The organism is Promicromonospora sukumoe 327MFSha3.1 (assembly GCF_000385135.1).
Taxonomy (GTDB): Bacteria; Actinomycetota; Actinomycetes; order Actinomycetales; family Cellulomonadaceae; genus Promicromonospora; species Promicromonospora sukumoe_B.
Genome location: NZ_ARQM01000010.1, coordinates 2,036,895 through 2,050,522 on the forward strand (window position 1 = coordinate 2,036,895; position 13,628 = coordinate 2,050,522).

Consider the following 13,628-nt stretch of genomic DNA (forward strand, 5'->3'; position numbering starts at 1 on the left):
AACCTTTTGGTTGCATCAGCCCGTGCCCGGGGACTCCCGCTGTTGCCTCAGCACGCCCAGTCCCCAGCACAGCTAGTCCCGCAGCACCGCCGTCGCCAGGCCCGCCGCGATCGCGACCAGGGCGAGCACCATCCCGACCGTGCCCGGCCAGCCCGCCAGTGCGAACCCGATCCCGCCGAGCCAGCCGAACAGGCTGGAGCCCGCGTAGTAGGCGAGGTTGTAGACGGCCGCCGCCTGCGTGCGCGCCTCAGGGGCCGCGACCGGTGTCCACCCGCTGGCCACGGCGTGCGCGCCGAAGAACCCGGCGGTCAGCACGACGAGCCCCGCCAGCACGAGCGGCAGCCAGGCCGACAGCGTGGCCACCACGCCGAGCGCCATCACCGCCGTCGAGACGATGAGCACGCGGCGCCGCCCGTGCCGCAGGACGAGCAGCCCCGTACGGGCCGACGACCAGGTGCCGGCCAGGTAGGCGAGGAACACGAGGCTGACCACGCCCGGCGACAGGCCGAACGGGGCGGCGGCCAGCCGGAAGCCCAGGTAGTTGTAGACCGCGACGAACCCGCCCATGAGCAGCAGTCCCTGGGCGTCCAGCACGAGCAGGCGCGGGCTGAGGAGCGCCCGAAGCCGTCCGGGGCGACGGACGCGACCGGCCCCGGCTGTGTCGGCACGATCCGTGGCGGCTGTGCCCCCGAACGTCACCGCCCGCGACCCGCGGTCCCGGGGTGCGAGCCAGACGAAGGCGCCCATAGCGACCAGGCAGGCCACCGCGACGGCGCCCACCCCGGCCCGCCAGCCGAACATCTCCGCGACGCCGCCCGAGACGATGCGCCCGAGCAGCCCGCCCATCGAGGTGCCCGCGACGTACGTCCCGGCCGCGCGCGGTACCGCTGACGCCGCGCCCGAGGCGATCAGCATCTCGGTCAGGTAGGCCATCGCGACGGCGGGCACGCCCGCGACGAAGAGCCCCTCGACGGCCCGCCCGGCCACGAGCAGCTCGAACGACGGCGCGAACGGCACCGCGAGACCGAGCGCGGTGGCGCCGAGCATCGCGACGGTCATCGCCCGGACGCGGCCGATCCGGTCGGCGACCCACGCCCAGGGCAGCACGCCCACGGCCAGGCCCAGGGTCGCGGCGGAGACGAGCAGCGCCGTCGCGGAGGCCGACGTCGCGAGCTCGCGGGCGGCGTCGGGCAGGACGGACTGCGGCGCGTAGAGCTGCGCGAACGCAGCGGTCCCGGCGCCGAACAGCGCGACGAGCAGACGTCGCTCGTCGAACCGTGCTGCGCCGGGACCGGTGCTCACAGTGCGTGCGGGCTCGCGGGGAGGCTCACGGGCCGGCGTGCTCACCGGCTCACGCCAACCCCGCTTGCTCGCCGGCTCACGCCAGCAGAGCTCATGCCAGCAGGGTCGGCTTCAGGTCCTTGACCCGGCCGAGGAGGCCGTTCACGAAGGCCGGGGAGTCGTCCGTGGACAGGTCGCCCGCGAGGTCGACCGCCTCGTCGAGCGCGACGGCGTCGGGCACGTCGTCGTTGAAGAGGACCTCCCAGGAGCCGATCCGCAGCAGGGCGCGGTCGACGGCGGGCATGCGGTCCAGCGTCCAACCCTGCGAGTACGTCTCGAGCACCTCGTCGATGCGGTCGCGGTGGGCGACCACGCCCTCCACGATGTCGACCGCGTACTGCGGCACGGCAGCCTCGGTGTGCGGCTTGGCCACACGGTCGGCGAGGAGCGTCAGCGGGTCGATGCCCCGCTGCTCCGCCTCGAAGAGGATGTCGGCGGCGCGCTTGCGCGCCTTGGTGCGTGCGCCCATGGTCTCTCTCTGCTACGAAATCTCTGCTACGAAACGCGACTGCTGATCTGTCAGCTGCTCAGCTTTCAGCGGCTCCACTCCCAGCAACTGAGCTATCAGCGACTGAGCTGCCAGCGACTGAACTGCGGCGCGGCGGACCCTTCCGGGCCCGCCGCGGGTGGGTCACTCGGAGACGCGGCCGAGGTAGTCGCCCGTGCGGGTGTCGACCTTGACCTTGACGCCCTGCTCGAGGAACAGCGGGACCTGGATCTCCGCGCCCGTCTCGAGGGTCGCCGGCTTGGTGCCACCCGTGGAGCGGTCGCCCTGCAGACCCGGCTCGGTGTAGGTGATCTCGAGGACCACGGAGGCCGGCAGCTCGATGTAGAGCGGGGTGCCGTCGTTCGAGGCGAGCATGACGCTCATGCCCTCGAGCATGTAGTCCTTGGCGTCGCCCACGGTCGCCGCCGACACGTTGATCTGGTCGTACGTGTCGTTGTCCATGAAGACGAAGTCCTCGCCGTCCATGTACAGGTACTGGAAGTCGCGGCGGTCCACGTTGGCCGTCTCGACCTTGATGCCCGCGTTGAACGTCTTGTCGACGACCTTGCCGGACAGCACGTTCTTCATCTTGGTGCGGACGAACGCTCCACCCTTGCCCGGCTTGACATGCTGGAACTCGATGACCGACCAGAGGTTGCCGTCGATGCGGAGCACAGTGCCGTTCTTGATGTCGTTGGAGGTAGCCACGTTCGTCTTCCTGTGTTGGGTGAGGGTGTGCCCCGGGCACGCCGACGCTAGGCCGGCGGCTGGGGTGATCGTGCAGTGTTCATGCACTGTTCCTGCAAGAGGTCGCGCAGGAGGTCGTGCAAGAGGTCGTGCAAGGGGTCAAGCAGCAGCGGTCAAGTCTAACGGACCGGTCAGAGGACGAGCGCATTGAGGACGACGAGCCCGAGCAGCCCGGTCGCGACCGACCAGATCAGCGAGGCGAGCGTACCCACCACGAACCGCTCCGACGCGACGGGCTGGTCGCGCAGCTCCGCGTACCGCCCCAGGCCCTTGATCGCGACGACGATCGCGATGCCGTACGGGTAGCCGGCCAGCAGCGAACCTGTGATCGCGAGGCGTTCCAGGACGCCCAGCCACGCCCCGCCGCGCAGGATCGCGACGGCGTCCGGGTGCATCGTGCCGGTGGGCGACTCCTCGCCGTCGGGCACCTGACCGGGGTTGCTCGTGCCGGACTTGCCGGCGCTGGACTTGCCGGCACCGGGGAGCATCGCGCCCGACGTGCCCGTGGCGGCGCCGCTGTCGGAGCCGGAGCTCTTCTCGGCTGCACCCTCGGCGCCTTCAGGGCCTGCAGCGCCCTCGGTGCCCGCGGCGCCTCCTCCCCCAGCACCTTCGCCACCAGAGCCCTCGGCGCCCTCGCCCTCCCCGGCCTCCAGGGCCTGCGGGTACACCGGCGGCTTGTAGCGGGCCCACGGGAGGTCGCCCCGGCCGGCGCGGCGCAGCACCCAGGGCACCACCCAGGAGCCCACGATCACGCTGAGCGCCAGCGTGATCAACCAGGTCGCGACGGCGGCGACCCACTGCCAGCCGTCGATGTGGTCCAGCGTCTCCCAGGTCACGGCGTGACGTTCCCCTCAGCTCTGCGCGTCAACTCTTGGCGCGCTTCTTGGTGCTCCGGACAGCAGGCCCGGCAGCCTTGGCCGCTTCGGCAGGCTCAGCAACCCCAGCGGGCTCCGGGCCCACCGAGCCGCTCAGCTCGGCGAGGAGCCGCACGACCACCGGTCGCACCGCTTCCTCCTCCTGCCAGAGGGCCGCGCGGACCCGCTGGCTCACCGCCTGCTCGCTGACGTGCAAGGACTGGGCGACGATCCTTTGTCGTCCCGGTTTGTCCGCCAGCGAGGCGAGCGTATCGGCGACCTCCCACCCTTGGGGAGTACGGCGCGCGCGAATCGCCGCGAGAAGGCGGAGCAGGGCCTCGACCTCGGCGGCCAGGTCGGGCCGGGACGGCTCCGCGGACGCGCCGGGCTCCGCGGTCCCGGATCTCGGCGCCTGGGCGTCCGCGGTCACGAGGTCCGCCGCCCCGGGCGGCGGACCCTCCACCGCGACCGAGGTGCCCCGGCCGCGGGTCTTGGCGCGTTCGACGGCGTCGCGGGCACGGTAGAAGGCGAAGCCCCGCGCCTCGCGCGACACCGCGGGCAGCGGACCCTCGACCTGGCCGACACCGATGCCGACGCTCCAGCCCTGGTCCCGCAGCAGGTGCAGGGTGAGGTCGACGGCGAGCTGCGCGCCCGCGCGACCGGCCGCCAGGATGCCCTGCACCTCGTCGCCGACCGTGCGTTCGAACCGCACGACGACACCGTCGCGGCCGCGCGTCAGGTCCGCGAGCTCCGCGAGGACCTCGGGGACCCGGTCGTCCGCGTAGGTCGAGCCCCGCTGGTCGATGGTCAGCACGATCATGGCTTAAGCGTAAGGACTTGAGGTCAACGATTCAAGGCTATTGCCTTGATCAACACCTCTCAAGCCTGAGTGCTTGATTACGACGAATCAACCCTGACTGCGACGAATCAACGCAGAGCCCTACTTCCCCAGCTTCCCCGCGATCGCCGACAGCGCCAGCCGGTACGAGTCGAACCCGAAGCCCGCGATCGTGCCCGTCGCGATCCCGGCCACCACCGAGTAGTGCCGGAACGACTCGCGCGTCGCCGGGTTCGACAGGTGAACCTCGACCAGCAGCAGCCCCGCGGTGGTGACCTGCGCGGCGGCGTCGCGCAGCGCGTACGAGTAGTGGGTGAACGCGGCGGGGTTCAGGACGACGTGCGCCTCGGCGTCGACCGCCTCGTGCAGCCAGCCGACGATCTCGGACTCGTCGTCGGTCTGCCGCACCTCGACCGCCAGACCCAGGTCCGCGCCCCACTCCCCGGCCGCGACCTTCAGGTCCGCCATCGAGGCGTGCCCGTAGATCTCCGGCTCACGGACTCCGAGCCGACCGAGATTGGGACCGTTGAGCACCAGGACGCTGGGCAGTGCAGAAGCCATGGCCGCGAGCCTAGTGGTCAGCGGGTCGGGGTGCGGGCGTATCTCAGAGCTTGCCCTCACGCCCTGCTCTCGCGCCTTGCTCTCACGCCCTGCGCTCACACCTTGCTCTCACACCTTGCCGCTGCCGTGCACGATCCGGTGCCCGCCCGTCGCCTCGGCGATCCAGTCGCAGACCTCGGGCCGCAGCTCGTCCCAGCTCCAGAACGTGAACCCGAGGCAGGCCAGGGCCGCGTCGTCGGCCGACCACTCCGTGACCGGAGAGGCCGCCCCGCACGTGCGGCACTCCAGGTCGGCCGCGCCGCCGTCCCGCCAGGTGGCCGCCGCGTCGAAGTACCAGCTCAGCCCGTCCTCGTCGGAGCAGGTGGGACCGAACTCCTCGGGCGGCCCGAAGAACGACCGGCGCACCGCGCACCTGGGACAGGTGACGGCGTCGACGCCGCCCCGCCCGCCGTCGTACACCTCGCGGCCCGTGCCCACCTCCATGCCCCACGGCGGCTCCCCCGAGACGGACGTGGCCACGGTGTCCGCCCAGGCGGCGCCCGGCAGGTGGCCGACGCCGCCGAGCGCAGCCGCCCCGGAGACCTCCCGCAGCAGCACCCCGCGCGCGACGAGCGCGTCCACCACCCGCCGCCCCAGCTCCGGGGCCTCGGCCTCGGTCGCGTCCAGGTCGGCGACCCACTCGAAGTACGTACCCACGTCTCCCCCTCGGCTGCTGAGCGCCAGTTTCCTGAGCGCCAGTTTCGTGCGCACCAGCTCGTGCGCACGGGGCCGGACAGGTCGTCGTCCGGCGAGCCGCACGCTACCCGGGACCACTGACACAGGGCTTCGAAAGACGGGGCTTCGAAAGACGGGCTTCGAAAGACCGCACTGCGCCTCAGGCGCCGTCCGACTCCAGTCCCTCGACCAGCAGCGTGCGCGGGCCGGGCCCGGCCTCGGCGAGCTCGTCGTGCGGGTTGGTGAGCGTGCACCGGCGCAGCGAGAGGCAGCCGCAGCCGATGCAGTCGGTGAGGTGGTCGCGCAGCCGGGACAGCTGCTCGATGCGAGCGTCGAGGTCGTCGTGCCAGGCCTGCGAGATGCGGCGCCAGTCCTTGGCGGTGGGCGTCCGGTCGCCGGGCAGGGTGGCCAGCGCGGCGCCGATGTCGGCGAGCGGGATCCCGACCCGCTGGGACACCCGGATGAACGCGACCCGCCGCAGCGTCTCGCGCCGGTAGCGCCGCTGGTTCCCGGAGGTGCGCCGGCTCGTGATCAGCCCCTTGCGCTCATAGAAGTGCAGCGCGGACACCGCCACGCCGCTCCGGGCGGCGAGGTCACCGACAGTCAGCTCGTCTCGGTCCCACGGGATGGCAGGGTTGGGCGCTTCCATGTCTGGCCTCCACGGCTCACGATTAGCTTGGTGCTCAGGGCTTGGTGCTCAGGGCTTGGTGCCCAGGGGCTTGGTATTCAGGGCTTGGTGCTCAGGGGCTTGGTACTGGGGTCCGCCGACCGACGCGGCGTCGGCGTGTTGACCTCAACTTTGGTTCAGGTTAAAGGATGAGCGCATGGACGCGATCAGACACCACACCTTCGGGCCGCCGGAGGTCCTTCAGCTCGAGCAGATCCCGGACCCCACCCCCGGCCCCGGCGAGGTGCTCGTCGACGCGGTCGCGCACGGGGTGCACCTCCTGGACACCAGCCTCCGGCGCGGCGAGTCGGGCCCGCCGCTCCCCCTGCCCAGCCTCCCGACGGTCCCCGGCCGCGAGCTCGCGGGCACCATCTCCGCCGTCGGCCCCGGGGTCGACGACGCGTGGGTCGGCCGGCCCGTGGCGGCGCACCTCGGCCCGGTGCCCGACGGCGGCGCGTACGCCAGGCGCGTCGTCGTCGGCGCGGGCAAGCTGCACGCCCTGCCCGACGGCGCCGACGGCGCTCCCCTCGACCCGGCCGACGCGATCACGATGATCGGCACCGGCCGGATGGCCGTCTACACGCTCGACATCGCGGCGGTGACGGCGGACGACGTCGTCGTCGTGACGGGCGCCGCGGGCGGGCTCGGCACGCTGTTCGTGCAGGAGGCACTGCGCCAGGGTGCGCGCGTCGTCGCGCTCGCCGGCGGGGCCGCGAAGCTGAAGGTGCTGGGCGAGCTGCTGCGAGGCGCGGCGTTGCAGGATGAGGCGATGCCGGGAACGGACGGGCTCGCCCTGGTCGACTACTCCACTCCCGGCTGGCTGGACGAGGCCCGGTCGGCGGTCGGCGCCGCCGGGGCGACCCTCGTGTTCGACGGCGTGGGCGGAGACCTCGGGACGGCGGCGACGAGCCTGCTGCGCGGGGTGGACGGCGCGGGCTCGGGCTCGGGCGCGGAGCCGGTCACGGAGCCGGGCGCGGCCCCGGTCCGGCTCGTCGCGTACGGCTGGGCCTCCGGCACGGCCAACCGGTACACGTCCTGGGCTGAGGACGACCGGATCGAGTCGCCGCTTGAGGTGCGCTACGCCGTCGGGCCGGATGCGCCGCCGATGGGCGACCAGCGGCCGTACCAGGAACGCGCACTGGCGCTGGCGGCGTCGGACCGCTGGCGGGTGGCGACGCACCGCGTGCCGTTCGCGGAGGCCGCACGCGCTCATCGCGAGCTCGAGGAGCGCCGCACGACCGGCAAGGTGGTGCTGGTGTGACCGCGGAGGTGTCAGCAGAACAGTCGGCCCCGCGGCCGGGCGCAGAGGCGGGCACGCCGTCCGGCGCCCAGCCGGACGCGCAGCCCGGCGCCCTCAGTCCCGGCGGACAGCGCCTCGTGCTGATCGGGATGGTCGCGCTCTGCTCCCTCGGCGCGTTCGAGGCCCTGGCCGTGGCGACGGCGATGCCCACCATCGCCGTCGACCTGGACGGGCTGCGGCACTACACGTTCGCCTTCGCGGTGGTCTTCGCCACCAGCGTGGTCGGCATGCTCACCGCGGGACGCTGGTGCGACCGCACCGGGCCGACGCCGGCGATGTGGACCGGCGTGGCACTGTTCGTCGTCGGGCTCGTCGTGGCCGGGACCGCGACCGGGATGGGCGCCCTGATCGCGGGGCGCGCGGTGCAGGGTGTCGGCAGCGGGCTGTTCGGCGTCGCGCTGTACGTGCTGGTGGCGCGAGTGTTCGCCCCCGAACGCCGCCCCGCGGTGTTCTCGGCGTTCGCCGCCGCGTGGGTGGTCCCCGCGATCGTGGGACCGGGGCTGGCCGGGCTCGTCGTCGACCACCTGGGCTGGCGCTGGGTCTTCCTCGGCGCCGCGGCGCTCACGATCCCGGCGGCGATCCTGATGCGCCCGGGCCTGACGGCCGCGCACGGCGAGGGACGCGCGGCAGCCGAGGGCGCACCTGGGAACGGTGTGGGCGGAGACGCTGGCGACAGGGACATGGGTGACGGGGACGCTCGAGAGGGGGTGGTCGCGGCCGGCAGCGCGGTTGCGGCTGGCGGTGCGGTCGCGGCTGGCGAAGCGGTCGCGGCCGACGGTGGCGCCTTGCGCGGTGGGGCCACGATCGGCGAGGAACAGATCACCGACGGCGCATCCGGGCGTGGCATATCCGGGCGCGGCACATCCTGGCACGGCGCTTCCGACCCCAGCGATTCCGGGCTCGGCGGGGAGAGCCCCGGGACGCCCGGCCTCGGCGCGGCTGTCGCCAGCGAGCCCGGCGGTGCTGCTCCTGGTGCGGAGACGCGGGGACCCGGGATCGACCAGACCGAGCGCCCCGTGGCGCACGCGCTGCACCTGGCCCTGGCCGTCCTGCGCGCGGGACGCGGTCTGCCCGCCGTCGTGTCGGTGCGAGCGCTGGTGTCGGCGGCATTCACGGGCGCCGAGGTGCTGCTCCCGCTGCTGCTCGTCCACGAGCGGCAGCTGAGCCCGGGCGGCGCCGGGCTGATCCTCACCGTGGGGGCGCTCGGCTGGTCGGGCGCGTCATGGGTGCGCGGACGCAACCTGCTGCACCTGAGCCACACCGGATATGTGCGGTTGGGCGGCGGACTGCTCGCCCTCGGCATGGTCGGCGCGGCCCTCCTCGTGCTGCCGGACGTCCCGGCGGGCGTCGGCATGGCGTTCTGGGTGCTCTCGGGCAGCGGTATGGGCCTGGTGTATCCGACGCTGTCGGTCCTCACGCTCGAGCTGGCACCACCGCACGAGCACGGGTCGGCCTCGTCGGCCCTCCAGGTGGCCGACGCCGTCGCAGCCGCCATCGCGTCCTCCGCGACGGGCGCGCTGCTCTGGGCCCTGTACGACGTCGCGGGCCTGCCCGCGTACGCGGTCGTCCTGGGGCTCACGGGGCTGCTGGCTGCTGCAGCCTTGGCCCTGGCGGGGCGGACCCAGGTCCGGGTGGCGCCCGTGGCGTCCTGACCAAGGTCTCCGGAAGCGCCCGAGCGTGCGAGGTGACGGCCACCGTGTGGGCCGTGGCTGGCACCGGACGGGTCATGACAGACCAACTTGGGTAGGTCGGGCTGTGATCCGGCCGGCGCCGGCCGTCGTTGTGACAGCAGCGACGGCGGCGCGTCGGAATCGGGCGCCGAGGCCGGGAAGAACCGGACCTCGGTCCGGTCGACCGGGCCGCGACCCCAGTCGGGTCGTGGCCCGGTCGGGCCCGGTCGGTCGGATCGTGGTGCGGTCGGGTCGTGGTGGTCATGCGGCTGCGGCCGGTGGTGTGCCGGTCGGGTCGTCGGGCAGGCCGTAGCCCGGGGCCGGCTCCAGGGGTTCGGGCAGGCCGATCCGGCGGCCGCGGGCGTCGGTGAACACCCATCCCGTCTCCAGCAGCACCCCCACCGTCGTGGTGGTGGTGGGTTTGCCGGCCCAGTGCATCGTGATGCCTCGGGTATCGACCAGTTGATGATGGAACCAGCACAACAACGCACTGTTGGAGACCGAGGTGTCGCCACCGTCGGCCCAGTGCGTGACCGCGTGATGCACCTCGCACCGCGACGGCGGCTGATCACACCCCGGGAACACGCAATGCCCGTCACGGGCGATGACCGCCTGACGCATCTGCCCTGACACCGTCCGCTGCGCCCGCCCCACATCCAGCACCGCACCATCGGGACCGAACACGACCCGCGTCACCGCACTGTCACACGCCAACCTCCGCAACAACCCGCGCGGGACCCGGCCACCGGACTCGGTGAACACCGCACCACCCGAACCCAGCAAGCCCGACCCGACAACCGAAACCGAACCAGCACCAGCACCAGCACCAGCACCAGCACCAGCACCAGCACCAGCACCAGCACCAGGCATGCTCGACCCACCGGGCAGACCCGGCCAACCCGCGGTCCCGGTGGAAGGCGCCGTCCCTGTCGCGCCAGCAGGCGTCACCGAACCCGGCTTGGAGCTGCCGGCGCCCGACGCACCAGGCCCACCCACCCGGGCACCCTTCCCGGGGCGGCCCGACCGCGTTCTCCTCTCCGGGACCGCCTGCCCGCAGGTCAGGCACGACCCGTCCCGGGTCCGCGTGACCTGAGCGACCAGCTCCGACCAGGACACCGTCACGTTCAGATGCGGTGGGATCGCCGCACCCGGGGAGACCAGGTTCGCGTCCAGGGTCAGACGCGCCAGGTCCGCCAGACCCTGCGCCCGACGCTGCCCAGGGCTCCGGTCCTCCCCCGCGGCCGGGGCACCGATCAGTGCGGTGATCGCGGTGGAGAGCAGCAGGCCGTGCTCGTCCGTCAGGAAGCCCGCGACGTGGTAACCACCCAGCGTCTTGGACACGTCCAGGAACTCACCCCGGGCGGCCTTGTCGTCCTGCACGTCGTCCGTGTCCGGGTCGGTCACCGTCGCGAACCGGCGCGCCACGACCCGGAACTGGTCCGCGTTCAACACCGGTGCTTCACGCAGGACCAGGCCCTCACCCGTGACCAGGGTCCCGTCCGTGATCGCGGACTCGAGGACCTTCGTGATCTGGTCGCGGGTGCGGGTGCAGTCCGGGTCCTCGGACGGATCGGGCAGATCCACCGCAACGGTCTGCACGAACGCCTCCGGGGTGGTGGTCTCCCCCGTGCGGGTATCGACCAACCACGCCAGGGCATCCTCACGGGTGGGGCTGGTGGGCGCGACCTCGCTCATCACGCGGGCGTGGTCCACACCCAGGGTGCCCGCGACAAGACGGGTCCGCGTGACCGGGAGGGCCTGGGCCAGGCGGCGGGCCGTGGTCACGTCCCTGCGAGCCGTGGACGCGGCGATACCCTCGCGCAGGCGCAGCCAGGACGTGAACGTGCGGGACATGCCACCAGTGCGCCAGGAACCGTCGTCCTCGATCCGCGGCAGCACCGTGAAACGCACACCCTCCAACCGACCGGTCACCTTACGAACCCGGGAGTGGGCCTGCATCAACCGGGTGATGGACGGGGCACCCCAACCATCCAGGACCTCCGGGGCGACCAGATCAGCCAGCTCCCCTACCGCGGCCTCGATCCGGTCCAACACACCCTCTAACGACAGCCCTCCACCAGTCGGGGGCATGCCTTCCGAGCCCGTCTCGTTCGTGGACTCCACTGATGCCACCCCCTGCCTTCGTCGTTCGCCTGACACCATTGTCTCGAACATTCATACGCACCGCGAGGGACATTTGAAATCTGTGGATAACCCTTCCACCTGCCTGCCGCGGGAACCACCGACCCGGCGTCACACCCGGTCGCCGTCAGCCCTCGCGGAACCCGTCCGACCTGGCGAGGCTGTGCTCATGGACGAGTTCACCGAGTACATCGCCGGCCTGGACGGTCCGGCCAAGGACGCGGTCGAGCACGTGCGGTCCCGCGCGCTCGAGCTCGTGCCCGACGCCGACGAGGGCATGAGCTACGGCATGGCCGCCCTGCGCTACCGCGGCAGCCCGCTGATCTCGGCGCGCGCCACCGCGAAGCACATCGGGCTCTACCCGTTCAGCCCGCCCGCGATCGACGCGCTCGCACCCGACCTGGAGGGCTTCTCGACGTCGAAGGGCACCGTCCGGTTCACACCGGACAACCCGCTGCCCGACGACGTCCTGGACCGCCTCGTCCTGTTCCGTCGCGACGAGTTCGACGCCATGCGGTCGCGCTGACGGCGTCCACGGCCTCAGCGCTCCCGGGCCGCGCCCTCGGGCTCCAGGACGCTGGGCGTGCCGCGCGTCAGCCACAGCGCCACGCGGTCGACGATCCACAGCACCGCGAGCGCCGGTCCGGCGACCTGGGCTCCGGCGAGCCAGCACAGGTATCCGACGCCGCCGAAGAGGAGCGCTTCCAGGAGGATCTGCGACCACGGCGGGATCGCCACGAGCGCCTTCGGCGAGAGGAACGTCGCCCAGAGTGCGATGACGCTGATCGGGGCGAGCAGGACGACGACGGCGCGCCATCCGCCGTCGGCCAGGTTCCAGGCGGCGTAGCCGGCTGCGGCGGCGAGGGCGAGCTCGAGGAGAAAGCGCACGACGAGGGCGGTTGTTCTCACGCGCGCAAGAGTACGGACCGCGGCGGGGCGGGCAACACGAGTACGCTCGCCGGGCGCGAAAGGGATCCGCGGACGACGCCGGTCCCGGTCCCGCTGTCACGTTTCGCGCCGCTGTCCCGTCAAGGGGGCATGACGCGAGAGCATGTGCGCATGACGGATCATGAGGCCCCGGCGGGCCCCTCGACGCCCTCGACGGGTACGGACCGGCCCGGTACGTCGTTCCTGGACGACGCCGCGCTGGAGCGCCTCCGTCCGCTGTCGTTCACGGTGGCGTACCGGATGCTCGGCAGTGTCGCCGAGGCGGAGGACGTGGTGCAGGAGGCGCTGACGCGCGTCGCGCAGGCGCCTGACGTCCGTAACCCGGACGCGTTCGTCACCACGGTCACCACGCGGATCGCGATCGACGTGCTGCGCTCGGCGCGGGTCCGGCGGGAGTCGTACGTGGGTGAGTGGCTGCCCGAGCCGTTGGTCGGCGCGGTGCCGTACCTCCCGGTGGCGATGGGCACGCCCGCGCCCGACGTCGCCCGTCATGCCGAGCTCGCCGACGATCTCTCGACCGCGTTCCTGGTGCTGCTCGAGACCCTCACCCCCACCGAGCGGGCGGCGTTCCTGCTGCACGACGTGCTCGGCTTTCCGCACAGCGAGGCCGCCGGGGTGATCGGCACCAGCGAGGTCGCGGCGCGGCAGCTGGCATCACGTGCCCGACGTCGCATCGCGGCGAGCGCCCCGGCCAGGGTCACGGCCCCGACCGAGCCCCACCCCCAGGCGCAGGCGCAGACAGAGACACAGACACGTACCCAGGCCCGCACAGAGACGCAGGCCCACACCCCCACCGCCTCACCGCGCACCGCCACCGACCGGGCTCGCGCCGAGCAGCTCGTGTCCCGGTTCCTGGCCGCGTGCGAGGAGGGTGCGGTGGACTCGTTCCTCGAGCTCCTGACCGAGGACGTCGTGCTCACGGGCGACGGCGGCGGGAACGTGCCGCAGGGCATGTCGATCGTCCGGCCGGTCGCCGGGCGGGCGACGGTCGCCCGCATGCTGGCGTCCTTCATCAGCCGGGGCGCGCCGCTCCACTTCGAGCGGGCGCTCGTGGGCGGCGAGCCAGGGCTCCTCATCGTGGCCGACGACGCCGTCGGCGGTGGCCTGATCGGCACCTGGTCGTTCGAGGTCTCGGACGGGCTGCTCTCGGGGATCCGCGGGGTGATCAACCCGAACAAGCTCGGGCACCTGGGGCCGCTCGCGGACCTCGACCGGCTCCAGGCCGCGCTCCGGCACGCGCTGGAGGAGCGGACGGCGGTCCGGCGCGCCGCAGCGCACCGGACCGCCGAGAACGAGGCGCACGAGAACGAGGCGCCCGAGAAGACAGCGCCCGAGAACAAGACCCCCGAGGTCTAGGCC

At 72.7% G+C, this 13,628-nt stretch carries 14 protein-coding genes; 4 read left to right on the forward strand and 10 right to left on the reverse strand.

Annotation, left to right across the window (positions count from 1 at the left end; translation table 11 throughout):
• Positions 1-72: 72 nt before the first annotated feature.
• From H291_RS0112880 to soxR, 8 genes are all read right to left on the reverse strand, one after another.
• A complete protein-coding gene (locus tag H291_RS0112880; RefSeq protein ID WP_020015413.1) occupies positions 73-1,302 on the reverse strand; it encodes an MFS transporter in 1,230 nt (409 codons plus the stop codon).
• A 91-nt stretch (positions 1,303-1,393) separates the two neighbouring features.
• Positions 1,394-1,810: a transcription antitermination factor NusB gene (gene nusB, locus H291_RS0112885; RefSeq protein ID WP_020015414.1), complete on the reverse strand. Its 417-nt coding sequence runs from the start codon at positions 1,808-1,810 to the stop codon at positions 1,394-1,396.
• A 162-nt stretch (positions 1,811-1,972) separates the two neighbouring features.
• On the reverse strand, positions 1,973-2,536 hold the full coding sequence (gene efp / locus H291_RS0112890; protein ID WP_020015415.1) for an elongation factor P: 564 nt from the start codon (positions 2,534-2,536) through the stop codon (positions 1,973-1,975).
• A 170-nt stretch (positions 2,537-2,706) separates the two neighbouring features.
• Positions 2,707-3,411, reverse strand: a complete 705-nt coding sequence (locus H291_RS34860) for a hypothetical protein (RefSeq protein ID WP_020015416.1) — start codon at positions 3,409-3,411, stop codon at positions 2,707-2,709.
• Between the two features lie 28 nt (positions 3,412-3,439).
• Positions 3,440-4,249, reverse strand: coding sequence for a hypothetical protein (locus H291_RS0112900; protein WP_020015417.1), 810 nt, complete (start codon positions 4,247-4,249; stop codon positions 3,440-3,442).
• 120 nt (positions 4,250-4,369) lie between these two features.
• A complete protein-coding gene (locus H291_RS0112905; protein ID WP_033325945.1) occupies positions 4,370-4,828 on the reverse strand; it encodes a type II 3-dehydroquinate dehydratase in 459 nt (152 codons plus the stop codon).
• Positions 4,829-4,936: 108 nt separating this feature from the next.
• Positions 4,937-5,524, reverse strand: a complete 588-nt coding sequence (locus H291_RS0112910) for a hypothetical protein (RefSeq protein ID WP_020015419.1) — start codon at positions 5,522-5,524, stop codon at positions 4,937-4,939.
• Positions 5,525-5,702: 178 nt separating this feature from the next.
• Positions 5,703-6,191 carry a redox-sensitive transcriptional activator SoxR gene (gene soxR / locus H291_RS0112915; RefSeq protein ID WP_020015420.1) on the reverse strand — a complete coding sequence of 163 codons (489 nt, stop codon included), beginning with the start codon at positions 6,189-6,191 and terminating at the stop codon, positions 5,703-5,705.
• Between the two features lie 175 nt (positions 6,192-6,366).
• Here soxR and H291_RS0112920 point away from each other — a divergent pair, with 175 nt between their 5' ends.
• Positions 6,367-7,470 (forward strand): alcohol dehydrogenase catalytic domain-containing protein, encoded by a 1,104-nt coding sequence (locus tag H291_RS0112920; protein ID WP_020015421.1) that lies wholly within the window; start codon positions 6,367-6,369, stop codon positions 7,468-7,470.
• Positions 7,467-9,161: an MFS transporter gene (locus H291_RS32555; protein WP_020015422.1), complete on the forward strand. Its 1,695-nt coding sequence runs from the start codon at positions 7,467-7,469 to the stop codon at positions 9,159-9,161. Before H291_RS0112920 ends, H291_RS32555 begins: the two co-directional genes overlap by 4 nt.
• A 279-nt stretch (positions 9,162-9,440) precedes the next feature.
• Here H291_RS32555 and H291_RS0112930 read toward each other — a convergent pair whose 3' ends face one another.
• Positions 9,441-11,354 (reverse strand): HNH endonuclease signature motif containing protein, encoded by a 1,914-nt coding sequence (locus tag H291_RS0112930; protein WP_084468005.1) that lies wholly within the window; start codon positions 11,352-11,354, stop codon positions 9,441-9,443.
• A gap of 136 nt (positions 11,355-11,490) precedes the next feature.
• Between H291_RS0112930 and H291_RS0112935 the strand changes: the two genes are divergently transcribed.
• On the forward strand, positions 11,491-11,847 hold the full coding sequence (locus H291_RS0112935) for an iron chaperone (RefSeq protein ID WP_020015423.1): 357 nt from the start codon (positions 11,491-11,493) through the stop codon (positions 11,845-11,847).
• Between the two features lie 14 nt (positions 11,848-11,861).
• Here H291_RS0112935 and H291_RS32560 read toward each other — a convergent pair whose 3' ends face one another.
• Entirely contained in the window at positions 11,862-12,230 is a 369-nt protein-coding gene (locus H291_RS32560) for a YrdB family protein (protein WP_198012462.1), read from the reverse strand.
• A gap of 150 nt (positions 12,231-12,380) precedes the next feature.
• On the opposite strand from H291_RS32560, the gene H291_RS32565 reads away from it, so the two are divergent.
• A complete protein-coding gene (locus H291_RS32565; RefSeq protein ID WP_020015425.1) occupies positions 12,381-13,625 on the forward strand; it encodes a sigma-70 family RNA polymerase sigma factor in 1,245 nt (414 codons plus the stop codon).
• Positions 13,626-13,628: the final 3 nt, after the last annotated feature.

What these genes read in the sequence shown, in the direction of transcription:
- H291_RS0112905 (WP_033325945.1), bottom strand. Translation starts at nt 4,828, where the DNA reads ATGGCTTCTGCACTGCCCAGCGTCCTGGTGCTCAACGGTCCCAATCTC.
- soxR (WP_020015420.1), bottom strand. Translation starts at nt 6,191, where the DNA reads ATGGAAGCGCCCAACCCTGCCATCCCGTGGGACCGAGACGAGCTGACT.
- nusB (WP_020015414.1), bottom strand. Translation starts at nt 1,810, where the DNA reads ATGGGCGCACGCACCAAGGCGCGCAAGCGCGCCGCCGACATCCTCTTC.
- H291_RS0112920 (WP_020015421.1), top strand. Translation starts at nt 6,367, where the DNA reads ATGGACGCGATCAGACACCACACCTTCGGGCCGCCGGAGGTCCTTCAG.
- H291_RS0112935 (WP_020015423.1), top strand. Translation starts at nt 11,491, where the DNA reads ATGGACGAGTTCACCGAGTACATCGCCGGCCTGGACGGTCCGGCCAAG.
- H291_RS0112930 (WP_084468005.1), bottom strand. Translation starts at nt 11,354, where the DNA reads ATGTTCGAGACAATGGTGTCAGGCGAACGACGAAGGCAGGGGGTGGCA.
- H291_RS32565 (WP_020015425.1), top strand. Translation starts at nt 12,381, where the DNA reads ATGACGGATCATGAGGCCCCGGCGGGCCCCTCGACGCCCTCGACGGGT.
- H291_RS0112900 (WP_020015417.1), bottom strand. Translation starts at nt 4,249, where the DNA reads ATGATCGTGCTGACCATCGACCAGCGGGGCTCGACCTACGCGGACGAC.